Source organism: Sphingomonas sp. CCH21-G11 (genome assembly GCF_001555965.1).
In the GTDB taxonomy this organism is placed as follows: domain Bacteria; phylum Pseudomonadota; class Alphaproteobacteria; order Sphingomonadales; family Sphingomonadaceae; genus Sphingomonas.
Window position 1 is genome coordinate 1 of record NZ_LSHX01000048.1, and the last position, 22,532, is coordinate 22,532.

Annotated in this window: 21 protein-coding genes; 9 read left to right on the forward strand and 12 right to left on the reverse strand. The window is 68.2% G+C overall.

Annotated features, from left to right (window positions below):
* From ispF to AX676_RS12640, 3 genes are all read left to right on the forward strand, one after another.
* Positions 1–526: 2-C-methyl-D-erythritol 2,4-cyclodiphosphate synthase (ispF, locus tag AX676_RS12630; protein ID WP_231734720.1), on the forward strand; the 526-nt coding region annotated here is incomplete at its 5' end.
* 4 nt (positions 527–530) lie between these two features.
* Positions 531–1,073 carry a hypothetical protein gene (locus AX676_RS12635; protein WP_066479837.1) on the forward strand — a complete coding sequence of 181 codons (543 nt, stop codon included), beginning with the start codon at positions 531–533 and terminating at the stop codon, positions 1,071–1,073.
* The gene (locus tag AX676_RS12640) at positions 1,070–1,591 is read left to right on the forward strand and encodes a CinA family protein (protein ID WP_066479840.1); all 522 of its coding nucleotides are present in this window, start codon (positions 1,070–1,072) and stop codon (positions 1,589–1,591) included. The genes AX676_RS12635 and AX676_RS12640 overlap by 4 nt, the downstream gene beginning before the upstream one ends.
* Here AX676_RS12640 and AX676_RS12645 read toward each other — a convergent pair.
* Positions 1,537–2,013, reverse strand: coding sequence for a type II toxin-antitoxin system RatA family toxin (locus AX676_RS12645; protein ID WP_066479843.1), 477 nt, complete (start codon positions 2,011–2,013; stop codon positions 1,537–1,539). The genes AX676_RS12640 and AX676_RS12645 overlap by 55 nt on opposite strands.
* A gap of 4 nt (positions 2,014–2,017) precedes the next feature.
* The gene (gene lipA, locus AX676_RS12650; protein WP_066479845.1) at positions 2,018–2,959 is read right to left on the reverse strand and encodes a lipoyl synthase; all 942 of its coding nucleotides are present in this window, start codon (positions 2,957–2,959) and stop codon (positions 2,018–2,020) included.
* Between the two features lie 172 nt (positions 2,960–3,131).
* On the opposite strand from lipA, the gene AX676_RS12655 reads away from it, so the two are divergent.
* Entirely contained in the window at positions 3,132–3,764 is a 633-nt protein-coding gene (locus AX676_RS12655; RefSeq protein ID WP_066479851.1) for a carbonic anhydrase, read from the forward strand.
* 126 nt (positions 3,765–3,890) lie between these two features.
* Here AX676_RS12655 and AX676_RS12660 read toward each other — a convergent pair whose 3' ends face one another.
* Both AX676_RS12660 and aspS read right to left on the reverse strand, forming a co-directional pair.
* Complete coding sequence (locus tag AX676_RS12660; RefSeq protein ID WP_066479854.1) at positions 3,891–4,667, reverse strand: polyphosphate kinase 2 family protein; 777 nt, start codon at positions 4,665–4,667, stop codon at positions 3,891–3,893.
* 454 nt (positions 4,668–5,121) lie between these two features.
* Positions 5,122–6,912 (reverse strand): aspartate--tRNA ligase, encoded by a 1,791-nt coding sequence (aspS, locus tag AX676_RS12665; RefSeq protein WP_066480197.1) that lies wholly within the window; start codon positions 6,910–6,912, stop codon positions 5,122–5,124.
* A gap of 117 nt (positions 6,913–7,029) precedes the next feature.
* Here aspS and rnd point away from each other — a divergent pair, with 117 nt between their 5' ends.
* Positions 7,030–8,205, forward strand: a complete 1,176-nt coding sequence (gene rnd, locus AX676_RS12670; RefSeq protein ID WP_066544407.1) for a ribonuclease D — start codon at positions 7,030–7,032, stop codon at positions 8,203–8,205.
* Positions 8,202–8,498 carry an I78 family peptidase inhibitor gene (locus tag AX676_RS12675; protein WP_066479856.1) on the forward strand — a complete coding sequence of 99 codons (297 nt, stop codon included), beginning with the start codon at positions 8,202–8,204 and terminating at the stop codon, positions 8,496–8,498. Before rnd ends, AX676_RS12675 begins: the two co-directional genes overlap by 4 nt.
* A 174-nt stretch (positions 8,499–8,672) precedes the next feature.
* Here the strand turns inward: AX676_RS12675 and AX676_RS12680 are convergent, their stop codons facing one another.
* Genes AX676_RS12680 through AX676_RS12695 form a run of 4 tightly spaced genes read right to left on the reverse strand, consistent with a single transcriptional unit; the run spans position 8,673 to position 14,267 of the window.
* Complete coding sequence (locus AX676_RS12680; RefSeq protein ID WP_066479857.1) at positions 8,673–10,184, reverse strand: Ppx/GppA family phosphatase; 1,512 nt, start codon at positions 10,182–10,184, stop codon at positions 8,673–8,675.
* Positions 10,181–12,430 (reverse strand): RNA degradosome polyphosphate kinase, encoded by a 2,250-nt coding sequence (locus tag AX676_RS12685; RefSeq protein ID WP_082731246.1) that lies wholly within the window; start codon positions 12,428–12,430, stop codon positions 10,181–10,183. Before AX676_RS12685 ends, AX676_RS12680 begins: the two co-directional genes overlap by 4 nt.
* Positions 12,367–13,005 carry a DnaA/Hda family protein gene (locus tag AX676_RS12690; protein ID WP_066479858.1) on the reverse strand — a complete coding sequence of 213 codons (639 nt, stop codon included), beginning with the start codon at positions 13,003–13,005 and terminating at the stop codon, positions 12,367–12,369. The genes AX676_RS12685 and AX676_RS12690 overlap by 64 nt, the downstream gene beginning before the upstream one ends.
* Positions 13,002–14,267, reverse strand: coding sequence for a hypothetical protein (locus AX676_RS12695; protein ID WP_066479860.1), 1,266 nt, complete (start codon positions 14,265–14,267; stop codon positions 13,002–13,004). The genes AX676_RS12690 and AX676_RS12695 overlap by 4 nt, the downstream gene beginning before the upstream one ends.
* 62 nt (positions 14,268–14,329) lie before the next feature.
* On the opposite strand from AX676_RS12695, the gene purM reads away from it, so the two are divergent.
* On the forward strand, positions 14,330–15,439 hold the full coding sequence (purM, locus tag AX676_RS12700; protein WP_066479863.1) for a phosphoribosylformylglycinamidine cyclo-ligase: 1,110 nt from the start codon (positions 14,330–14,332) through the stop codon (positions 15,437–15,439).
* On the forward strand, positions 15,432–16,388 hold the full coding sequence (gene purN / locus AX676_RS12705) for a phosphoribosylglycinamide formyltransferase (RefSeq protein WP_066479865.1): 957 nt from the start codon (positions 15,432–15,434) through the stop codon (positions 16,386–16,388). Before purM ends, purN begins: the two co-directional genes overlap by 8 nt.
* Here the strand turns inward: purN and AX676_RS12710 are convergent.
* The 4 genes from AX676_RS12710 to AX676_RS12725 all read right to left on the reverse strand — a co-directional run bounded on the left by AX676_RS12710 (position 16,385) and on the right by AX676_RS12725 (position 20,016).
* Positions 16,385–17,062: a hypothetical protein gene (locus AX676_RS12710; RefSeq protein ID WP_066479867.1), complete on the reverse strand. Its 678-nt coding sequence runs from the start codon at positions 17,060–17,062 to the stop codon at positions 16,385–16,387. The genes purN and AX676_RS12710 overlap by 4 nt on opposite strands.
* A 155-nt stretch (positions 17,063–17,217) precedes the next feature.
* On the reverse strand, positions 17,218–17,640 hold the full coding sequence (gene ndk, locus AX676_RS12715) for a nucleoside-diphosphate kinase (RefSeq protein WP_066479869.1): 423 nt from the start codon (positions 17,638–17,640) through the stop codon (positions 17,218–17,220).
* Positions 17,641–17,887: 247 nt separating this feature from the next.
* Positions 17,888–18,328 carry a DNA polymerase III subunit chi gene (locus AX676_RS12720; RefSeq protein WP_066480202.1) on the reverse strand — a complete coding sequence of 147 codons (441 nt, stop codon included), beginning with the start codon at positions 18,326–18,328 and terminating at the stop codon, positions 17,888–17,890.
* Between the two features lie 212 nt (positions 18,329–18,540).
* A complete protein-coding gene (locus AX676_RS12725) occupies positions 18,541–20,016 on the reverse strand; it encodes a leucyl aminopeptidase (RefSeq protein ID WP_066479870.1) in 1,476 nt (491 codons plus the stop codon).
* A gap of 208 nt (positions 20,017–20,224) precedes the next feature.
* Here AX676_RS12725 and AX676_RS12730 point away from each other — a divergent pair, with 208 nt between their 5' ends.
* Positions 20,225–22,465, forward strand: coding sequence for an LPS-assembly protein LptD (locus AX676_RS12730; protein WP_066480204.1), 2,241 nt, complete (start codon positions 20,225–20,227; stop codon positions 22,463–22,465).
* Positions 22,466–22,532 lie beyond the last annotated feature (67 nt).

The following is a 22,532-nucleotide window of genomic DNA, read 5'->3' on the forward strand; positions in this document are numbered from 1 at the left end:
GCCGAGCCACAGCTCCTCGCCCGCCCCCAGCTGGATCAGCCGCTCGGCCAGCGGCTTCGACGTTCACCGCCTTGCGGCGGGCGAGGAGCTGTGGCTCGGCGGCGTCCGCATCCCGCATCACAAGGGGCTGGCCGGGCACAGCGACGCCGATGTCGCGCTTCACGCGATCACCGATGCGCTGCTCGGCACGATCGCCGCCGGCGATATCGGCACGCACTTCCCGCCCAGCGACCCGCAATGGCGCGGCGCGGAGTCGGCGCAGTTCCTGACCCATGCCGCCGGGCTCGTCGCGGCGCAGGGCGGCATCATCGATTTCATCGACCTGACCCTGATCTGCGAAGCGCCTAAGGTCGGGCCCCATCGCGACGCGATGCGCGACCGCATCGCCGGCTTGTTGCGGCTTGGCACCGGGCAGGTTAGCATCAAGGCGACGACGACCGAGCGCCTCGGCTTTACCGGACGGGGCGAAGGCATCGCGGCGCAGGCGATCGCGACCATCAGGCTTCCGGCGGAGAAAGTGGCGTGAACCCATGATGAGATCGACCGTGCTTCGATGGCTCGCCGCCGCGGCGCTGTTCGCAGCGAGCGGCGCGAGCGCGCTCGCCGCCCAGCGCCAGGCGTCCCTGCCCTGCATCCCGTCTGCCGATGCGGAGGCGCTGTTCGTCTATGTCCTGCCCGATCTGGTGCGCGAAGTCGGCAATCGCTGCGCGTCGGCCCTGCCCGCTTCCGCCTATCTGCGCACCGGCACCGGCCGGCTGACCGCGCGCTACGCCGATGAGGGCGCGCGCACCTGGCCGGCGGCGCGCCGCGCGCTCGGCGCACTGGTCGGCGACGAGAACCTTGCATTCCTCGATTCGCAATTTGCCCGGCCGATGGTCGGTGCGCTCGCCGGGCCGCTGATCGCCGCGCGGGTCGATGTCGCCGATTGCCCGGTCATCGATCGCGCACTGGCACTGGTCGAGCCGCTGCCGCCGCGCAACACCGCCGCGCTGCTCGTCCTGTTCGCCCAGATCGATGCGCGCGCGCAGAACAGCCGCACCCGCGCGCTCAACATCTGTCCGCTGCCGCGATGACCATCGACACACTGCTGCCGCCCGAACTGGTCGCCGCCGCCCGCCGGGTGATCGAGGCGAACCGCACCGCCGGTCGCCGCATCGCGCTCGCCGAAAGCTGCACCGGTGGTTTGGTCGCCGCCGCGCTGACCGAGATTTCGGGCTCGTCCGACGTGCTGGAGGGCGGCTTCATCACCTATTCCAACGTCGCCAAGATGGATTTGCTCAAGGTCAGCCTGGACGTGCTCGACACGTTCGGCGCGGTGTCGATCGCAACCGCATGGAGCATGGCACAGGGCGCGCTGAAGGCAACGCGCGCCGACGTCGCGGTCGCAATCACCGGGGTCGCGGGTCCCGGCGGCGGCACGGAGAAGAAGCCGGTCGGCACGGTCGTCTTCGCGCGCGCCGAACGCGGCGGCGATCCGAAGGACGTGGTCGCCGACAGCAGGCTGTTTGAAAACAACGGTCGCGGCGGAATCCGGCTTCAGGCGGCGCTGTGTGCGCTCGATTTGCTGATGCCGCCGTCGGTCGCGCCATAAAGCGTCGCGGCGCGCGCCTCGAACGCGCCGATCATCTTGCGCAGCGCGCGGTCGAACACCTGGCCGGCCAGCATTTCGAACATCCGGTTCTTGAACGCGAAGTCGACGCAGAAATCGACCGCGCAGCCGCCCGCGCCGTCGGGCCGGAAGCGCCAGTCGTTGCGCAGATATTTGAGCGGCCCGTCGACATATTCGACATGCAGATGCTCGGGCCGCGACTTGGTGACCTTCGACGTGAAGGTCTCGCGCAATCCCTTGAAACCGACGATCATGTCGGCGACCATTTCGGTGTCGTTGTTCGACCGCACCCGGATCGCGCTGACCCAGGGCAGGAACTCGGCATAGCGGCCGACATCGGCGACCATGTCGAACATCTGTTCGGGGGTGTAGGGCAAGACCCGCGTCTCGCTGTGCTTCGGCATCGCGTCAGGCCCTGGCGAGCTTCGCCTCGCGCGCGGCGCGCAGCCGTGCGAAATCGTCGCCGGCATGATAGCTCGACCGCGTCAGCGGCGACGATGCGACCAGCAGGAACCCCTTGGCCCGCGCGATCGCAGCAAAGGAATCGAACGCCTGGGGCGTCACGAAATCCATCACCTTGGCGTGACGCGGCGTCGGCTGGAGATACTGGCCCATCGTCAGAAAATCGACATCGGCCGACCGCATGTCGTCCATCACCTGGTGCACTTCCAGCCGCTGCTCGCCCAGGCCCAGCATGATGCCCGACTTGGTGAAGATCGACGGGTCGTGGCGCTTCACGCTCTCCAGCAGCCGCAGCGACGCATAATAGCGCGCGCCCGGCCGTATCGTCGGATAAAGCCGCGGCACGGTTTCGAGATTATGGTTATAGACGTCGGGCCGCGCCGCCACGATCGCCTCGACCGCGGCCTCGGCCTTGTTGCGGAAATCGGGGGTCAGGATCTCGATCGTCGTGCGCGGCGTGTTCCGCCGCAGCGCCTCGATCACCTTGACGAACTGGCTCGCGCCGCCATCCGGCAAATCGTCGCGGTCGACCGAGGTGATGACGATATGCTCAAGCCCCAGCTCGGCGGCGGCGACCGCGACATGCTCGGGCTCCAGCGGGTCGACCTTGCGCGGCATCCCCGTCTTGACGTTACAGAAGGCGCAGGCGCGCGTGCACACATCGCCCAGGATCATCACCGTCGCGTGCTTCTTGGTCCAGCACTCGCCGATATTGGGGCACGCCGCCTCCTCGCATACCGTCGCCAGGTTGAGCCGGCGCATCAGCTGGCGCGTCTCGGCAAAGCCGGTCGAGGTCGGTGCCTTGACGCGGATCCAGTCGGGCTTGCGCTGGCGCGGTTCGGACGCAGCCGGCGTGGCGGGACGAAGGACGGGGCTGGGATCGTTCATGGCCAGCGAGATAGCGATGCGCTCCGGCGCGCACAACCATCGCCCGCATCGCGGGCACGGGCGGACGCGGCGTCACGTAACAAATCATTGCTGGCCCGCCTCATGCGGATGCAATATGCCCGCAGGGTCGCTACTTCAACCGAGCGGATTTGACCGATCGAACGGAGTACCCATGACCGATTTCACCGACCTGCTCGATGGCTATCAGCGGTTCCGGACCGCGGATTATCGTCGCCAGCGCGAACGCTGGGAGACGCTGGCCGAGGGCCAGGCGCCCAAGCTGATGGTCATTGCCTGCTCCGACAGCCGCGTCGAGCCCGCGCAGATCTTCGACACGCTGCCCGGCGAGATTTTCGTCGTGCGCAACGTCGCCAATCTGGTTCCGCCGTTCGAGACGTCGCCGGGCCATCACGGCGTCTCGGCCGCGCTCGAATTTGCGGTGACCAAGCTCGAGGTCGAGGAAATCGTCGTCATGGGCCATGGCAAGTGCGGCGGCGCTCATGCCGCGCTGACCGGCATGTTCCATGATTCCGCCCCGGGCGAGGGCGGCTTCGTCCATGACTGGGTCAGCCTGCTCGACGATGCGCGTGCGCGGGTGCGTGCCAAGTTCGGCGACAGCCCGGAGGCCGCGCGCGAGATGGAGCTGGAAACCGTGCGCACCTCGATCGCCAATCTGCGCACCTTCCCCTTCATTCCCGAGCGCGAGGCGGCGGGCAAGCTCAAGCTCCACGGCGCCTTTTTCGCGATCAGCGACGGCGTGCTCCACGTGATGGGCCCCGACGGCGAGTTCCGCGCCGCAGCCTGATCTGCGTCAGCCGCCGGCCGCCTCGCCCAGCAGCAACGCGACGAGCAGGCCGAGCGCGGTCGCGATCAGCGCGCCTGAGACGACCGCCGCCAGGGTCATCACCATGGCGGGCCTGGGCTCGCCGCGTCACTTCGCGGCGAGCGTGGCGCGCGCCATCGCCTCGAAATCGGGGTCGAGCGCCGACGGCGTCATCGACACCTTTGCCTCCAGCGCATCGGCGATCGCGGTCAGCGCCGCGATCCGTGCCGCCTTGCGGTCATTGCCGTCGATCACCGTCCAGGGCGCGACCTTGGTGTCGGTGCGCGCAAACATGTCGGCCATCGCGTTAAGATAGTCGGCGCGCCGCGCGCGGTTGCGATAATCCTCCGCCCCGGTCTTCCAGTGCTTCCATGGATCGTCCAGCCGCTCGGCAAATTCGCGGTCCTGCGTTTCCTGGGTGATGTGGATGAACAGCTTGACCAGGGTCACGCCGGCTTCGGCCTGCTGCGCCTCGAACGCGTTGATCTCGTCATAGCCGCGCTTCCACTCCGCCTTGGTCGCGAAACCCTCGACCCGCTCGACCAGCACGCGGCCGTACCAGGTGCGGTCGAACACGTTGATATCGCCCGGCTGGGGGAGCTTGGTCCAGAAACGGTAGAGGAAATGCCGCCCCTTCTCTTCCGGCGTCGGCGCACCGATCGGATAGACCTCGAAATAGCGCGGGTCCCACAGCGACGTCAGCCGCTTGATGATCCCGCCCTTGCCCGCCGCATCCCACCCCTCGATCGCGATGATGGCGGCGCGCTTGTGACAGATATGCGCGACCTGGATGCGCTCCAGGCGTTCCTGCACATCCTTCAGCGCATCGGAATAGTTGCCCGCGAACAACGCGCCGCGTTCATAGTCGGAGAGCTTGATGGTCATGGGCGCGAGTGTGGCCGGCATGGACGGTCAGGGCAAGCGGCGGACTGCCAGCCTTTCTCAAAGCCTTCACCCCGTCCCTGTGCCGGGCTCCACCGCGCCATCAGAGCGTGATAACGTTGGAGTGACGCGCGCTCTGGCGATGTCCTCGTCATCCCTGCCTTGTGCCGAGGTTCACGGGCGAAATGTCACAACCTTCGGCACTGCGCGGCCCGGTGGACCCCGGCACAAGGCCGGGGTGACGATCCGAGAGTGGTAACAATGTGGCGGAGCGGGGCAGGTTTGGAAGGCCAGGACGAGCGCGACCCCGCCCCTTCCCTTCGTCACCCCGGCCTCGTGCCGGGGTCCACCGCGCCCAGTGAACCAACGTTCGCTCAGCACGGCACCGTGTATGCCGGCACGAGGCCGGCACGACGAATGAGCGAGCGGTGGCTCCGAACTAGCGTCCGAGCGCCCCTTACCCCTTCGCCGCTTCCACCAGCCGGATGTTCAGCTCGCGCAGCTGCTTGGCGCTGACCGGGCCCGGTGCGCCCATCATCAGGTCTTCGGCCTTCTGGGTCATCGGGAAGGTGATGACTTCGCGGATGTTCGGCTCGTCCGCCAGCAGCATGACGATGCGGTCGACGCCGGGCGCGGAGCCGCCGTGCGGCGGCGCGCCGAACTTGAAGGCGTTGATCATGCCCGCAAAATTCGTGTCGACGTCCTCGCGGGTATAGCCGGCGATCTCGAACGCCTTGTACATGATCTCCGGCCGATGGTTCCGGATCGCGCCCGACGACAGCTCCACGCCGTTGCAGACGATGTCATACTGGTACGCCAGCACCTCGAGCGGATCCTTGGTCTCCAGCGCCTCCAGCTCGCCCTGCGGCATCGAGAACGGATTGTGGCTGAAATCGACCTTTTTCGCATCCTCGTCATATTCGAACATCGGGAAGTCGACGATCCAGCAGAATTCGAAGCGGCTGTCGTCGATCAGCTTCAGCTCCTCGGCCACGCGCGTGCGCGCCAGACCCGCGAGCTTCGCGGCCTGTGCCTCCTTGCCGGCGGCGAAGAACACGCCGTCATCCGGGCCGAGCCCCAGCGCCTCGACCAGCTTCGCCGTCGCTTCCGCCCCGTGGTTCTTGGCGATCGGCCCGCCGGGCTCGCCACCTTTGATGTTGATATAGCCCAGCCCCGAAAAGCCTTCGGACTTGGCCCAGTTGTTCATATCGTCGAAGAACTTCCGGCTGCCCGCGCCCGCACCGGGTGCCGGGATCGCTCGGATCACGCTGCCGCTGTCGACCAGCGACGCGAAGATGCCGAAGCCCGAACCCCGGAAATGATCGGTCACGTCGACGATCTCGATCGGATTGCGCAGGTCAGGCTTGTCGTTGCCATATTTCAGCATCGATTCGCGGTACGGGATGCGGCGGAACGGCAGCGACGACACGGTGCGACCCTTGCCCTGCCAGTCGGCAAACTCCTCGAACACGCCGTGCAGCACCGGCTCGATCGCTGCAAAAACATCGTCTTGCGTGACGAAGCTCATTTCGAAATCGAGCTGATAGAACTCGCCGGGCGACCGGTCGGCGCGCGCATCCTCGTCGCGGAAGCACGGCGCGATCTGGAAATAGCGGTCGAAGCCGGCGACCATCAGCAGCTGCTTGAACATCTGCGGCGCCTGGGGCAGCGCATAGAACTTCCCCGGATGGACGCGGCTGGGGACCAGATAGTCGCGCGCGCCCTCGGGCGACGACGCGGTCAGGATCGGCGTCTGGAACTCGGTAAAGCCCTGGTCGATCATCCGGCGGCGCAGCGAAGCGATCACCTGCGCGCGCAGCATGATGTTGGCGTGAACCTTTTCGCGCCGCAGGTCGAGGTAGCGATAGCGCAGGCGGATATCCTCGGGATATTCCGCCTCGCCCGCGACCGGCATCGGCAGCTCGTGGGCGGCCGACTGGACGGTGACGCCGCGCGCAAACACCTCGATCTCGCCGGTCGGCAGATTGGCGTTGATCGTCGCGTCCGACCGCTTCTTGACCACGCCATCGATCGTCACGACCGACTCCGTGCGGATCGACTCCAGCGCCGGCAATGCGGGTGAATCGCTGTCCGCGACGATCTGGGTAATGCCGTAATGATCGCGCAGGTCGATGAACAGCACGCCGCCATGGTCGCGCTTGCGGTGGACCCAGCCCGACAGTCGGACGGTCTCGCCGACCTGGGCGGCGGTCAGCTGGGCGCAGTGATGGGTGCGATAGGCGTGCATGACGTTGCGGTCTCTAGTTTCGCGGCGCGGCCCCGCGCCGCCGGTGAAAATGCGAGCCGCGCGAATCCGCGCCGCGCCACCCTTTGTCAAGCGGCGCGACATGGCTATGGAAGGAAGATGCATATTCATGGCCTGATCGAGGACAGCGCAACCCTCGCCAATCTCTGCACCCGGCTTGCCCAATCGCCCTTCATCACGGTCGATACGGAGTTCATGCGCGAAAACACCTATTGGCCGGAGCTGTGCCTGATCCAGGTCGCCGACGCCAATGAGGCCGCGGCGATCGACCCGATGGCCCCGGGCATCGATCTCACGCCGCTGCTCGAGCTGCTGACCGACAATGAAGACGTGCTGAAGGTCTTTCACGCCGGCGGCCAGGATATCGAAATCGTCGTCAACCTGACCGGCAAGACGCCCCATCCGGTGTTCGACACCCAGATCGCGGCGATGGCGCTGGGGCAAGGCGAGCAGGTCGGCTATTCCAACCTGGTCGATGCCTGGCTGGGCGTGTCGATCGACAAGGGCGCGCGCTTCACCGACTGGAGCCGCCGTCCGCTCGACAAGCGCCAGATCGACTATGCGATCGCCGACGTCACGCATCTGTCCGCCATCTTCCCCAAGATGCTCGAACGGCTGCGCAAGACCGGGCGCGGCAACTGGCTGGACGAGGAGATGGAGCGCACCGCGGATCCCGCCAATTACGTGACCGACCCCGACGACGCGTGGCAACGCATCCGCATCAACAGCCGCAAGCCCGACGTGCTCGGGCGGCTGAAGGCGCTGGCCCGCTGGCGCGAGGTCGAAGCGCGGGGCAAGAACCTGCCGCGCGGCCGCATCGTGAAGGACGAGACGATCGCCGACCTGGCGGGCAATCCGCCGCGCAGCCAAAGCGACCTGACGCGGGTGCGCGGGTTGTCGGCCAGCTGGGGGTCGAACGACATCGGCGCGCGGCTGATGGCGGCGCTCGCCGCCGCGACGCCGATGTGCGCCGACGAACTGCCCGCGCGCGACGACCGCAAGCCCTCGCTCGGGCGCGAAGGATCGCTGGTCGCCGACCTGCTCAAGCTGCTGCTCAAGATTCGCGCGCGCGAGCTGGACGTCGCCGCGCGGCTGCTCGCCCGCTCCGACGATCTGGAGGCGCTGGCGGCGGGCCAGCGCCAGGGCCTGTCGATCCTGGAGGGCTGGCGCTTCGAGCAGTTCGGCCGCGACGCGCTCGCGCTGGTCGAGGGTCAGCTCGCCTTCGCGGTGCGCAATGGCAAGCTCAAGATGACGCGAACGGAGGAAAAGGCATGATCGCGAAGCCGCCCCTGCTGCTTGCCCTGATGATGGCCGGATGCGCCGCCCCCGGCGGTACCGCGCCCCCGCCGCCCGTCGCCGACGCGGGCGAGTGCGACGCGGCGCCGGTGCAGGACCTGATCGGGCGGCCCGCCACCGCCGCGCTCGGGCTCGACGCCCGCGACCGCAGCGGTGCGCGCACGCTGCGCTGGATCCAGCCCGGAATGGCAGTGACGATGGACTATCGTCAGGATCGGCTCAACATCGACGTCGACGAAAAGAATGTCGTGACCCGCCTCGCCTGCGGGTGAGCAGGAACTGCACGTTTAGCCCCACCGTTACGATCTTCGCCGCCACCCCGGCACGAGGCCGGGGTGAAGATCGGGAAAAGAGCTACGCGGGCCTCCCACCCGTCATGCCGGACTTGATCGGGCATCCACACGCAACGGCGGCCGCAACGAACGCGCACCACCGCGCCCGGAGCTTCAACCCAGCCGCGCCTCCAGCCCGCACAGCGCCGCCAGCGCGCGATGGCGGCGTTCGACCGCTTCGCCATAGAGAATCGCGTCGGCAGGCTCGGTGCGCAGCAGCAACCGGCTGTCCTCCACCGCCAGCCGCGTGCGCTGGAGCGGCCCGGCCACCCCGCCCGACAGCCGCTGGCCCAGCCGCATCGCAAGCCCCCAGCGACACGCCAGCTCGAGCGATTCATAGTCGGCAAGCCGCATCAGCGGATCGGGCGACGCGATGCCGCCGCCCAGACAGGTGAACAGCGCCTGCGCGATCATCGCGCGGCCGAAGCCGTCGATCGCCACCCAGTTGCCATGTAGCGCGATCTCGACACCGCGCTCGGCGCGGAACTCGGGATTGGCGCGCCAGCCGACATCGGCGAGCAGGCACGCGGCATGGCGCAGCCGCGCCAGCTCGGGCGCCTCGTCGGCAAACAGCGGCGCAATCCACTGGTCGAGCAGGTCGCCATGCTCGGCAAAGCGGCCCAGCCGCGCGCCCTCGTCGCGCGCCGCGACGATCAACGGGTCCTGCGCCCGCTCGACCCCGCTCAGTTGCTCATAAAGCAGCCCCTCGCGCAGCCCGAAGGCGGAGACGATCGTCGTCTGCGACTGGAGATGGCGGATCAGCTTCGCCAGCAGCGACGCGGCGTCGCTCAGCGTCGGGATGCGCCCGCCCGACAGGTTGGGCACCGCCTTCAACTTGCCCTTGGACAGATGGCCGAGCGTGCGGATCAGCCGCGCGATCGTCGCCGGCGGCATCTCATACTGGTGCATCACCGGCAGCGGATAGCCGGTCAGGTGCATATCGAGCCGCGCCAGCGCCCGCCACGACCCCCCGACCAGATAGAGCGGCAGGCCCGCGCCCTTGCCCGCCCAGCCGGTTTCGCCGATCAGCTCGCGCACCCGCCGGTCGAGCGCGCCCTTGCCCGTCGCGCGGATCCCGCTGACCCGCAGCACGCCGAGCGGAAACGACGCGCGTTCATGCAGCTCGCCGTCGCGGACCCGCACCAGCTCCAAACTGCCGCCGCCCAGGTCGCCGACAATGCCGTCGGCGTCGGGCACGGCGGACAACAACCCGAGTCCCGCGCCGATCGCCTCGGCCTCGCCCGACAGCAATTCGACCTTCAGCCCCAGTCGCGCCGCCGCCGCAATGAGTTCGGCGCCGTTGCTCGCGTCGCGCACTGCGGCAGTGGCGACGGTGCGCAGCCGCGACACCTCCATCTCGCGGGCGACCCACGCGAACCGGGCAAGCGCGACCTCCGCCGCCGCCAGCGCATCCGCATCGATCGCGCCGGTGGCATTCAGGCTGCGGCCCAGCCCCGCCATCACCTTTTCATTGAAGAGAATCGCGGGCAGCCGCGCCGGCCCCTGATAGACGACGAGGCGGATCGAGTTCGACCCGATGTCGATGATCGCGACGCGCTCGCTCGCGCGGTCCCCACCCCGGAGCCGCGCCGCCTGGCGACCGCGGCTGAGCAATAGCGAGGTCATTCCGCCGCTTCGCTCGCGCCCGCGCCGCCGCGCCGGCGCAGCGACAGCTTTTTCGGCATCGATTCGGCGCTCGCCAGCGCCGCGCCGCGTCCCGACAACGACGGGTTGGTCATGAAATAGCGATGCAGGTTGAACGGCCGCGCGCCGGCTTCCAGCCGCTCATACTCGCCGTCCGGGTGCAGCACCCAGCTCTGTTCGGTGTCGATCAGATTGGCGACCATCACCTGGTCGAGCACCTGGTCGTGGACCGTCGGCGTCGTGATGGGCAGCATATATTCGACGCGCCGGTCGAAATTGCGCTGCATCCAGTCGGCGGACGAAATGTAGACCCGCGCAGCATTGTGGGGCAGCGCCTTGCCGTCGGCGAAGCACCAGATGCGGCTGTGTTCCAGGAAACGGCCGACCACCGACTTGACGCGGATATGGTCGGACAGGCCGGCGACCCCGGGGCGCAGGCAGCAGATGCCCCGCACGATCAGGTCGATCTCCACCCCCGCGCTGCTTGCCTCGTACAGCTTCTCGATGATCGCGGGATCGACCAGCGAGTTCATCTTGGCCCAGATTTCCGCCGGGCGGCCGGCGCGGGCATGCGCGATTTCGGCGTCGATCAGCTCGACGAGCCGCTGGCGCAGGCCGCCGGGCGAGATCGACAGCAGCTCCAGCCGCGTCGGTTCGACATAGCCGGTGATGTAGTTGAACAGTTGCGCTGCGTCGCGCCCCAGGCACGGATTGGCGGTGAAGAAGCTGAGGTCGGTATAGATGCGCGCGGTGACGGGATGATAATTGCCCGTCCCGAAATGACAGTAGGTGCGATAGCAATTCTCTTCGCGCCGCACGACCATCGACACCTTGGCATGCGTCTTCCAGTCGATGAAGCCATAAACGACCTGGACGCCCGCGCGCTCCAGCGCGTCGGCCCACAACAGATTCTGCTCCTCGTCGAACCGCGCCTTCAACTCGACGACCGCGGTGACCGACTTGCCGTTCTCGGCGGCGGCGATCAGCGCCTGGATGACCGCAGACTGCTTGCCCGCGCGATACAGCGTCTGCTTGATCGCGACCACGTCGGGGTCGTTCGCGGCCTGTTTCAGGAACGCCAAGACGACGTCGAAACTCTCATAGGGGTGGTGGACGATGATGTCCTTGGCGCGGATCGCGGCGAAGCAGTCGCCGCCATATTCGCGGATGCGCTCGGGAAAGCGCGGGCTGAACGGCGTGAACTTCAGGTCGGGGCGATCCTCGTCGACCAGCATGCTCAGGTCCCCGATGCCCAGGAACCCGCCCGTTTCGGTCAGCAGCGCCTCGCTCCCGCCCAATTCCTCGAGCAGGATCGCCTCGAGCTCCGCGCTGATCCCGGTTTCCATCTCCAGCCGGATGACGCGCCCGCGCCGCCGCCTTTTGATCGCGGTGCGGAAATAGAGGACGAGGTCTTCGGCCTCTTCCTCGACCTCGATGTCGCTGTCGCGCAGCACGCGGAACGTCGCCGCGCCCTGGACGTCGTAACCGGGGAACAGCAGGCTGGAAAAATGCTTGATCAGCGTCTCGACGGTGACATAGCGCGCCGCCGCGCCAGGCAGGCGGACGAAGCGCGGCATGGTCGGCGGCAACAGCACCAGCTCGCGCACTGGCTCGCGGTCGCTGCGCCGCACCAGGTCGAAGATCACGCTCGACCCCTTGTTGGGGATGAACGGGAACGGGTGCGCCGGATCGAGCGCCTGCGGGGTCAGGATCGGAAAGATCTGCTCGCGGAAATGGGTTTGCAGCCATACCGCGGTCTCGTCGTCGATCTCGTGGCGGTCGAGCACGGCAATGCCGTTCGCCGCCAGCTGCACGCGCAGGTCGCGCCACAATTCCTGCTGCGCGTCGACCAGCTCGCCGGCATCCTCGACGATCGCGTTGAGCTGCTGGGTGGGCGTCAGCCCGTCGACCGATTTCTGTTCGACATTCTGCAGCTGCTGGCCCTTCAGGCCCGCGACACGGACCATGAAGAACTCGTCCAGATTGGATGCCGAAATCGACAGGAAGCGCAGCCGTTCGAGCAATGGGTGCGCCAGGTTGGACGCCTCCTCCAGCACGCGGCGGTTGAACGCCAGCCACGACAGCTCGCGGTTGAAATAACGCGTGTCGGGCGCGGCGATCGGCGACAGCACCGACGGGGTCGCAGACTTGGCGGCGCGATCGGTCACAATTTCTCCGTTTCCTCCATGGTCGGTTCGTCGATCAGCAGCCCGGCGGCGTCGAGCCATTCGCGTGCCCGCTGCACCGACAGGCGACGGCGGTCACGACTGCGCGCCTCGGTTTCGAGCAGGTCGACGACTCGCTCTATGGCGACATAGCTGCGTTCGATGCGCCCGGCGAGCCACGCCGCGACGTCGGGCCGCGAATAGAGCGCACGCGCGTCCAGCCCGCGCTGGATCAGCTGGACGATCAACGCATCATCGGGTGGCGCGATCCGCTCAACAGGGGTCGCCGCGATGCGCGAACGCAGGTCGGGCAGCGCGATGGGCCATTCGGGCGGCGGCACGTCGGCGATGATCAGCAGCGGCCGGCGCTCGGCCTGGGCGTGGTTCCATGCGTGGAACAGCGTTTCCTCGTCCTGGCGCTCGGCATCGTCGATCACCCGCCCGCCCGATCGCGCGGCAAAGATGCGCCCCAGCAGGCTGCGGCCCGACTTGCGCGGCCCAGTCAGCAGCGCCGCCGCCACCGGCCACGCGCCCCAATGTTCGATGTGGTGCACCGCGCGCGCATTGGCTTCGCTGACGATGAACTGGCCCTCTTGCGCGCCAGCCACGGGGCCGAGCGGCAGGTTGAGCTGGTTCATTCGTTCGTCGCGTTTTGCGGGGCGTCCCCCGCGCCTGCGGCCGGTGCGGCGGGCGCGGGCGAGGCCCCACGCCGGATCCGCAGCGTCCCCGGCCCTTCCTGCACCTGCCAGCCGCGCGCTTCCAACGCCGTGCGCAGGGCGGCGATCGACCCGTCATAGGTGACGCGCATCACCGAAATCCCGCCGAGCGCCAGGCTGGACGTCAATGCGGACCGCACCCCCGGCACTGCCGCCAGCGCGGATTCGGTGCCGGTGACCGCGCCGGCGCTGGGCGAATCGAACTGAACGTTGATGATCGCGCCGCCGGTCGTGACGGTCGACACCACCGGCAGGTCGTCGACCTCGATCGCGGCGGGATCGACCTCGTCCTCCGGCGATGGCGGCCGCACCGCGAGCAGCGCGTCGGGGCGCAGCCGGCCGCGGCGCAGCGCGTCCTGATAGGCCGCATCGATGCGCCGCACCCCCTCGTCGAGCAGCGCGGGCAGCGCATCGGCATTGTCGACGCGCAGCGTGAAGCGGGTGAGGATGCGGTTGTCGGGACCGAAACCCGCGATGAACTCGCCGACCACCGGCCCGCCGGGCCATTGGCGATAGAGGTGGACCTGCGGGATCAGCACATCGTCCGCGCCATATTGGTCCAGGATCGTGCGCCACCACCCCCGGCCGCGCCGGCCGATTTGTCCCGCATCGAACAGCAACGGGTCGGGGCCCGTGCCGGTCAGCCGCACATAGTCGATCGCGCTGTTGCTCGTGCGGAACCGGGCCCAAGCGCGCGTCCATTCGGTTTCGCGCTCGAACACCGTGCCGGTGCCGCCCGACCATTCGACCGGCATCAGCACCAGCGGGGCCGACCGCGCAAAGCGTGCCGCGACACCCAGGATCGCGGCGGCGCGGTTGCGGTCGAACAGGACGCCCAGCCGCGCGATATAGCGGTTGGGTCCGATCTGTTCGTTCTCGATGATGATGCCGCTGACCAGGCCGTCGATGGCGCCCTCGGGCAGCGCGACCTCGCTGCCACGCAGCCGGCGCGACAATTGGGTCCAGGCGCGGCGCTCCGCCAGCTTCCACCCCGCCAGCCGCGCGGCCTCCGCATTCGGGCCGGCGACGTCGACGCGCACCCCGCCCACCTCGAAACTGCCCGATGCCGATACCGGCGCGGCCGCCGGCGCCGCACCCTGCTGCGCGGCGACGATCCCGCCGCCGGCCATGGCACAGGCCGCCAGCGCGGCGATCAACAGGCGGTGGGAACCGACGCGAACCATTTCGGGGGTCTTTTGGCGAAGCGGGCGTGGAAATCCAAGCCCGAACTGGCTAGTCGGTCGCAATGACCGATCCCGATCCCGCTGACACCCCCTATACCTATGCCCAGGCCGGGGTCTCGATCGCCGCCGGCAACGCGCTGGTCCGCGCGATTGCCCCACTGGCGCGCGCCACCCGCCGCGCCGGGGCCGATGCCGATCTGGGCGGCTTCGGCGGGATTTTCGATCTCAGGGCGTGCGGCTTCACCGATCCGCTGCTGGTCGCCGCCAATGACGGGGTCGGCACGAAGCTCAAGCTCGCGATCGACAGCGGCCGCCACGACGGCGTCGGCATCGATCTCGTCGCGATGTGCGCCAACGACCTGATCGTCCAGGGGGCGGAGCCGCTGTTCTTTCTCGACTACTACGCCAGCGGCAAACTCGACAATGCGGTCGCCGAACGCGTGATCGCGGGCATCGCGGAGGGGTGCCGTCAGGCCGGATGCGCGCTGATCGGCGGCGAGACGGCCGAGATGCCCGGCATGTATGCCGATGGCGACTATGACCTCGCCGGCTTCTGCGTCGGCGCGGTCGAGCGCGACCGGCTGCTCGACGGGCGACGGATCGCGCCGGGCGACGTCATCCTGGGCCTCGCCTCGACCGGGGTTCATTCCAACGGCTTCTCGCTCGTCCGCCGCCTCGCCGCCGATCGCGGCTGGAAGCTCGATCGCCCCGCGCTGTTCGATCAGGACGTGCTGCTGATCGACGCGCTGATGGCGCCGACGCGCATCTATGTGCGCAGCCTGTTGCCGCTGGTGCGCGCGGGGCGGATCAACGGCCTCGCGCACATCACCGGCGGCGGGCTGCTTGAGAATGTGCCGCGCGTCCTCCCCGCTGGCTGCCACGCGCGCATCGACGCCGATCGCTGGCCGCTGCCGCGCCTGATGGCATTCCTGCAGGCCCAGGGCCGCATCGAGCCCGAGGAGATGGCGCGCACCTTCAACTGCGGGATCGGCATGGTTGCGATCGTCACCGTCGACACGGCCGACGCGATCGCCGCCGACCTCGCCGCTGCGGGCGAGACGGTGTTCACGCTCGGCGAGGTGGCGGCCGGCGAGCGCGGCTGTACGGTCACGGGCAGCGCGGAGACGTGGAGCGCGCGCGCGCCCTGGACCGCGACGCACGTGCATGGCTGATCGTGCGCGTCTGGGCGTCCTGATCTCGGGACGCGGGTCGAACATGGCGGCGCTGCTCTACGCCTCGCGCGCGGCCGATTGCCCCTTTGCCCTCGCGCTGGTCGCCAGCAACGACCCCGACGCAGCCGGCCTGACGCTCGCGGCGGCAGAGGGCATCGCCACCTTCGCGCTCAGCCACAGGGGGATGGCGCGCGCCGATTTCGACGCGCGGATCGACGCGGCGCTGCGCGAAGCCGGCGTCACCCATGTCGCGCTCGCCGGCTATATGCGGCTGCTGTCGCCCGAATTTGTCGAACGCTGGGCCGGGCGGATGGTCAATATCCACCCGTCTTTGCTCCCCGCTTACAAGGGGCTGCACACGCACGAACGCGCACTGGCGGCGGGCGACAGCCATGGCGGCTGTTCGGTTCACCTCGTCACTGCCGAACTGGATGACGGGCCCGTGCTGGGTCAGACCGAGGTCGCGATCCTGCCCGGCGACACGCCCGAAACGCTCGCCGCGCGCGTGCTGATCGCCGAACATCAGCTCTATCCCCGGATCGTCGCCGACTGGATCCGCGCCGGCCAGCCCGCCGACGATCCGCTGGCCAAGGTGCGCGAACGCGCGCTGGCGCTGCCCGAAGCGCGCGAGAAGCTGTCGCACGGCGCGCCGGGCTTCTTCGTCGAGGGCGGGAAGTTCTTCGCCTATTTCTCCGCCGACCATCACGGCAACGGCATCACCGCGGTGCTGGTGCGCACCAGCGGGGTCGAGGAACAGGCGATGCTGATCGAACGCGACCCCGCGCTCTACTATCGCCCGCCCTATCTGGGGCCGTCGGGCTGGATCGGCGTGCGGCTCGACACCGGCGACACCGACTGGGCGCATGTCGGCGAATGGCTGGCGCGCAGCTGGCGGCTGGCTGCGCCGAAACGGCTCACCCGGCTGATGGATGTCGCCGACGCATTCTAGACCGTCGTCGCCGACGACGATGCGGCCACGCCGCCGTGGCGGCTGTCCTCGTAAATCTGCCAGTCCGGGGCCGTGGAATCGAGCGCCTTGAACAGAAGCGTCCATGGCGGCGGACACGGATTGCCCTTGAACCAGAACTGCACGAATTTCTGCACGTCGGGGCGGTCGCGATTTCGGTAGATCCAGCGCAACTCGGCTCCGGTGACCGTCCGGATCTTGTCGGTCGCCGAATGCTTGAATTCGTTGTTCGGGCTTTGCGGCTTACCCGGAACCTTGAAGTTCTTGTTGACGACTTCGTCGAGGTTCAGCCCGTCCAGGATGAAGTGAACACCGATCCCGGCCTCGACATAGTGATTGAGCGCGTTTTTCGATTTCAGGCGAAACTGGGCGTTCGACTTGGGCGTGCCCGGGCTCGCCGACCCGCCGGAATAGACGGCATGATATTTGGGATGCCGCTCCAGGCTGTCGAGATATGCGGTGTTCTGTGCCAGCCGGGCGTCAGAAAAGGTCGCAAGGCCGGATCGCTGGTCCGTAAGCTGACGGACCGTCACGACGCTGTCCGCGGTCGTCGCTTTCGCCACCGACTTCGCCTTCTGAAAGGCGGCGATCGCCTCGTTGATGCCGAAGATGAAGTCGCCCGGTCGATAGGGCTCCCAAGGATCGTTGAAGGGCATCGCCGGACCTAACGCGCAACGCTTGATGGTCCTGCGATGCTAGGCCCGGGCGGCCAATCCTGGCAAGCCGGCACGATGCCGAAAATCGGTGACTTTCGATGCCGGGTCCCCGACACGACCGCGCCGGCAGCGAGCCGGCGCGGCGATACGCGGAATCAGCCGACAATGTCTTCCGGCTTGAAGAACTGCGCGATTTCCATCGCGGCGTTCTCGTCCGAATCCGAACCATGGACGCTGTTGGCCTCGATCGACTCGGCATAGAGCTTGCGGATCGTGCCTTCGGCCGCGTTCTCCGGGTTGGTCGCGCCCATCACCTCGCGGTTGCGCGCGACCGCATTCTCGCCTTCCAGCACCTGGACGACGACGGGGCCCGAGGTCATGAACGCGACCAGGTCGGCAAAGAACGGCCGTTCCTTGTGCACGCCATAGAATTTCTCGGCCTGCGCGCGGCTCATGCGGATGCGGCGCGACGCGACGACCCGCAGGCCCGCATCCTCCAGCAGCTTGGTGATCGCACCGGTCAGGTTGCGGCGGGTGGCATCGGGCTTGATGATCGAAAAGGTCCGGGTGGCGGCCATGGCCGTTCGGGCTCCTGTCTTGATGGGGAATGGGAAAGTCGCGGCTCCCTAGTCGCGAGCCGGCAAAGATGCAAGCGCCGCCGGCATGAGCGGTGGAGCAATCCACACCGAACGATCGTCACCCCGGCCTTGAGCCGGGGTCCCGCTTTTTCGCGCGCCGGACCAGGTAGCGGGACCCCGGCTCAAGGCCGGGGTGACGAGGTTGACTTTGCGAGATTGAGTTCGGGACTGAAATTGCTGTCCCCGCTCAGGCCGCCTGCTCCCAGCGTCCGTGCGCGTTCTGCTTCCAGTAACGCCGCTCGACGCCATCGCGCGTCGCCAGCGCCTTCCACGCCGCGCGCGATTCGGCGATGGTCGCGTCGTCGAAGAAGTGGAACGCGCGCGCGAACCCCAGCGCCTCGTCGCGCCAGTGCCCGTCGGCGATTGCGACATGCCCCGCCGGATCGGGCGCCGCAATCGCCGCGCGGATCAGGATCGGCTGGCGGGCATCGTCCATCGCGCCGGCGATCGCATGGGGCAGGAAGCTTTCCGCCGACCAGGTCCACAGGAACCGGTCGATCGCGGCGCGCTGCTCCGCGTCGCCCGCCACGATCTCCAGCCGGCCACCATCGGCCAGCACCTTCTCGGCGATGCGCGGCAGCACCGCGTCGAGCGGCTGGCGGGTCAGGTGGTAGAAATCGACCTTCACGCCGCCATGTCCCACACCACCCGCCGAACCTTAGACGGTGACGAATAATGGCAATTGTCGCGAGACACAGCCCATTTTTCCCCGTCACCCCGGCCCTGAGCCGGGGTCCCGCTATCTGATCCGCCGCAAGAAACAGCGGGGCCCCGGGTCAAGCCCGGGAAGACGGGTAATCCGGGTCTCACATCGATCAAGCGCGCATTCCGGGCAAACGCTCAACGCTCGAAATGGTCGGCGACGAACCGGTCGAGCAGGCGCACGCCATAGCCGGTCGCGCCCTTGTCGTGCGTCGCGCCCGGCTTGTCCGCCCACACCATGCCCGCAATGTCGAGATGCGCCCACCGCACGCCGACATCGACGAAGCGCTGGATGAATTGCGCCGCGGTGATCGACCCCGCGCCGCGCGGGCCGACATTCTTCATGTCCGCGATCGGCGAATCGAGCAGCTTGTTGTACGCGTCGCCCAGCGGGAAGCGCCACAACAGGTCGCCGGTCGCCCTGCCCGCCGTCAGCAGCTGGTCCGCCAGCGCATCGTCATTGGCGAACAGCCCGCCATGCTCATGCCCCAGCGACACGATCATCGCGCCGGTCAGCGTGGCGAGGTCGACGATCGTGCCCGGCCGGTAATTGCGCTGGACCCAGGTCAGCACGTCGCACAGCACCAGCCGCCCTTCGGCATCGGTGTTGATGACTTCGATCGTCTGGCCCGACATCGACGTGACGACATCGCCGGGGCGCTGCGCATTGCCGTCGGGCATGTTCTCAACGAGGCCGACGACGCCGATCACGTTCGCGCGTGCCTTGCGCAGCGCCAGCGCGCGCATCGCACCCGCGACCGCGCCCGCGCCGCCCATGTCCCACTTCATGTCCTCCATGCCCGCGGCCGGCTTGATCGAGATGCCGCCGGTGTCGAAGGTCACGCCCTTGCCGACCAGCGCCAGGTCGGGGTTGCCGCCGTCGCCGCGTCCATCCCAGTGCATCGCCAGCAGCCGTGCGCCGCGCACCGATCCCTGCGCCACGCCCAGCAGCGCACCCATGCCCAGCTCGCGCATCGCCGCATCGTCGAGCACGGTCAGCGTCACGCCCAGCTCGGCCAGGCCGCTGCACCGTTCGACGAAGCTTTCGGGATACAGGATGTTGGCGGGCTCCGTCACCAGCGCGCGGGTGAACAGCAGCCCCTGCGTCACCGCGTCGCGATGCGCCCATTCGGCCGCCGTCCCGTCGGGCGTGCCGACCATCGTCACCGTCGCCAGCGTCGGGCGCTGACGCTCGCTCAGCGTGGTGCGATAGACATCGTAGCGCCAGCCGCGCTGGACTGCGGCAGCGGCGAAGCGCGCGACGCCCGCCGCGCTGAGCATCGACGCGACGCCCGACCAGTCGACCGCCAGTGCGGCATGGCCCGACACCAGATAGCGACCGACCAGCGCGCCGGCCGCGCGCTCCAGCTCGCCCTCCTGCCCCTCGCCGATGCCCAGGATCACCAGCCGCTGCACCGCCTCGCCGTCCGGCAGCACCAGCTCGACCAGGCTGCCCGGATCGCCGTCGAAGCGCGCGCCCTCCAGCGCGGCGTTCACCAGCTTGTGATTGGCGGCGGCGACTGCGCGGAGCGCGAGTTCGGCGGCGCGCGCCTTCAGGACGGGGACGACCACCACCGCGGCGGCGGGGATGACGGTGGCCAGTTCGATATTCATGCGCGATCTTTCTGTTATCGTTCGGTCCATGGGCAGCGCCGCGGCGTGCCGCGCGGCGTCGTCCGGCAGATCACGGCATCTAGGCCCCGACCGCCCGGGGCGCAACGCCGCGACCGCTTGCGATTGCGGAATGCGATGACCGGTGCGATAGGACGCGACCGTCACTGGCGCGCTCCTCCGCCCGAGCGCATGGAAGAGGTTGGTCGAGGTGAAGCGTAACGCCCTGATCCTGTTCGGCGCGTTTTCGCTGTTCGCCACCGGCGGTGCCGCTGCCCAGGACCTGTCCGACCGTCCGGTCGCGCCGCCGACCGCCGCCGACATCGCCCAGTCGGATGCGGAGGAGGAGATCCTGTTCTCCGCCGACGAGCTCGAATATGACAGCGAAGGCGACATCGTCGTCGCGCGCGGCGACGTGCGGCTCAGCCGCGCCGGCAACCGGCTGCGCGCCGACCGGGTGCGCTGGGACCGCAAATCGGGTCAGGTCGTCGCCGACGGCAACATCGCGGTCACCAATCCCGAAGGCGACGTGGCCTATGGCGACCGCATCGAACTGACCGACACGCTGCGCGACGGCATGGTCGAAAACATGCTCGTCGTGCTCGATCAGGGCGGGCGGATCGCGGCGGAACGCGGCACGCGCTCGGACGGCGGCGTCGTCACAGTGGAGCGCGCGGCCTATACCCCGTGCGCGGTAACCTCGAACGAGAATTGCCCGAAGGAGCCGTCGTGGAAGATCACGGCGGTCCGCGTCGTCTATGATCCCGCGCGCCACCGCATCCGCTATTATGGCGCGCGCCTGTCGATCTTCGGCTTCGCCACGCTACCGCTGCCGGCCTTCTCGCATCCGGTCGGCGATTTCAGCGACAATGGCGTGCTCGCGCCCCAGATCCGGCTCGATCGCGTCAACGGCCTCGAAATCGCGGTGCCCTATTATTTCAACCTGTCGCCCAACCGCGACCTGACGCTCACGCCCCACCTGTTCACCGACTCGCTGCCGCTGCTGGAGGGCGAATATCGCGCGCTGACCGACCGGGGCGCCTATCGCGTGCGCGGTTACGCAACCTACAGCCGGCAGAGCGACGATCGCGGCCCCGGCGGCGGGCTGGTCGACAGCGATCAGCAGTTCCGCGGCTATATCGACGGCAATGGGCGGTTTCAGCTCGACCCGCGCTGGAGCATCGCCGGGACGCTGCGCGTCGCGACCGACCGCACCTTCCTGCGCCGCTACGACATTTCGCGCGACGACCGGCTGCGCAGCTTCTTCAATGTCGAGCGGATCGATCGCGACAGCTATTTCGCGATCAACGGCTGGGCGGTCCAGACGCTGCGCCTCGGCGATACCCAGTCGCTCCAGCCGATCGCGCTGCCGGAAATCGAATATCGGCGCCGCATCGCCGACCCGCTGCTGGGCGGCGTCATCCGCATCAACGCCAACACGCTCGCGCTTGCCCGCGCCGATGGGCAGGATACCCAGCGCGCCTTCGCCTCCGCGCAATGGGACCTGCGCCGGGTCAGCAACTGGGGGCACGACATCACGCTCACCGGCCTGGTGCGCGGCGACCTCTACAACAGCGACGACGTGCTGACGACGTTGGTCGAAAGCTATCGCGGTCGCGACGGTTTTCAGGCACGCGCGATCGCGCTCGCCGCGCTCGACGTCAAATGGCCGTTCATCGGCGCGGCGCTGGGCGGGACCCAGCGGATCACGCCGCGCGTCCAGCTGGTCGTCGCGCCGCGCATCCGCAATTTCCAGATCCCGAACGAGGATTCGCGCGCCATCGACCTTGAGGACGTCAACCTGTTCTCGCTCAACCGCTTCCCCGGCTATGACCGGTTCGAGGATTCGTCGCGCGTCACCTATGGCGTCGAATATGCGCTCAGCCTGCCCGGCGTGGCGATCGACGCCAATGTCGGGCAAAGCTACCGGCTGAACAACCGCACCGCGATCCTGCCCGAGGGCACCGGGCTCAGCGACCGATTGTCGGACATCGTCGGGCGCACCGACGTCCGCTTCCGCGACTTCGTGTCGCTGACCCACCGCTATCGGCTCGACAAGGACAATCTGGCCGTGCGCCGCAACGAGGTCGACGCGACCGTCGGCTCGCGCAAGACCTATGTGCTGCTCGGCTATCTCCGGCTCAACCGCGATATCGCGACGACGGGTGAGGATCTTCAGGATCGCGAGGAAGCGCGCGTCGGCGCGCGCGTCGCCTTTGCCGGCTTCTGGTCGCTGTTCGGATCGGCGACGGTCGACCTGACCGACCGCAACGAGGACACGCTGTCGTCGTCGGACGGATTCCAGCCGGTGCGGCACCGGCTCGGCTTCGCCTATGAGGATGACTGCCTCAAACTTGGCCTGACCTGGCGTCGCGACTATCAGGATTTGGGTGACGCGCGGCGCGGCAACAGCTATCTGCTGACGCTGGAATTGAAGAATCTCGGGCGGTAAGCCCCGGTTCAGCCGCAATTGTGAAAGATATGCGGCACGCAGTGGCCGGCGCCCGTGACGCCGGAGA

What these genes read in the sequence shown, in the direction of transcription:
- AX676_RS12685 (WP_082731246.1), bottom strand. Translation starts at nt 12,430, where the DNA reads ATGGCTCGACGCCGCCGGGCTGCTGATCGACGAACCGACCATGGAGGA.
- AX676_RS12695 (WP_066479860.1), bottom strand. Translation starts at nt 14,267, where the DNA reads ATGGTTCGCGTCGGTTCCCACCGCCTGTTGATCGCCGCGCTGGCGGCC.
- purM (WP_066479863.1), top strand. Translation starts at nt 14,330, where the DNA reads ATGACCGATCCCGATCCCGCTGACACCCCCTATACCTATGCCCAGGCC.
- AX676_RS12675 (WP_066479856.1), top strand. Translation starts at nt 8,202, where the DNA reads ATGATCGCGAAGCCGCCCCTGCTGCTTGCCCTGATGATGGCCGGATGC.
- AX676_RS12645 (WP_066479843.1), bottom strand. Translation starts at nt 2,013, where the DNA reads ATGCCGAAGCACAGCGAGACGCGGGTCTTGCCCTACACCCCCGAACAG.
- ndk (WP_066479869.1), bottom strand. Translation starts at nt 17,640, where the DNA reads ATGGCCGCCACCCGGACCTTTTCGATCATCAAGCCCGATGCCACCCGC.
- lipA (WP_066479845.1), bottom strand. Translation starts at nt 2,959, where the DNA reads ATGAACGATCCCAGCCCCGTCCTTCGTCCCGCCACGCCGGCTGCGTCC.
- purN (WP_066479865.1), top strand. Translation starts at nt 15,432, where the DNA reads ATGGCTGATCGTGCGCGTCTGGGCGTCCTGATCTCGGGACGCGGGTCG.
- AX676_RS12640 (WP_066479840.1), top strand. Translation starts at nt 1,070, where the DNA reads ATGACCATCGACACACTGCTGCCGCCCGAACTGGTCGCCGCCGCCCGC.
- AX676_RS12680 (WP_066479857.1), bottom strand. Translation starts at nt 10,184, where the DNA reads ATGACCTCGCTATTGCTCAGCCGCGGTCGCCAGGCGGCGCGGCTCCGG.
- AX676_RS12655 (WP_066479851.1), top strand. Translation starts at nt 3,132, where the DNA reads ATGACCGATTTCACCGACCTGCTCGATGGCTATCAGCGGTTCCGGACC.
- AX676_RS12710 (WP_066479867.1), bottom strand. Translation starts at nt 17,062, where the DNA reads ATGCCCTTCAACGATCCTTGGGAGCCCTATCGACCGGGCGACTTCATC.
- AX676_RS12635 (WP_066479837.1), top strand. Translation starts at nt 531, where the DNA reads ATGATGAGATCGACCGTGCTTCGATGGCTCGCCGCCGCGGCGCTGTTC.
- rnd (WP_066544407.1), top strand. Translation starts at nt 7,030, where the DNA reads ATGCATATTCATGGCCTGATCGAGGACAGCGCAACCCTCGCCAATCTC.
- AX676_RS12660 (WP_066479854.1), bottom strand. Translation starts at nt 4,667, where the DNA reads ATGACCATCAAGCTCTCCGACTATGAACGCGGCGCGTTGTTCGCGGGC.
- AX676_RS12725 (WP_066479870.1), bottom strand. Translation starts at nt 20,016, where the DNA reads ATGAATATCGAACTGGCCACCGTCATCCCCGCCGCCGCGGTGGTGGTC.
- aspS (WP_066480197.1), bottom strand. Translation starts at nt 6,912, where the DNA reads ATGCACGCCTATCGCACCCATCACTGCGCCCAGCTGACCGCCGCCCAG.
- AX676_RS12690 (WP_066479858.1), bottom strand. Translation starts at nt 13,005, where the DNA reads ATGAACCAGCTCAACCTGCCGCTCGGCCCCGTGGCTGGCGCGCAAGAG.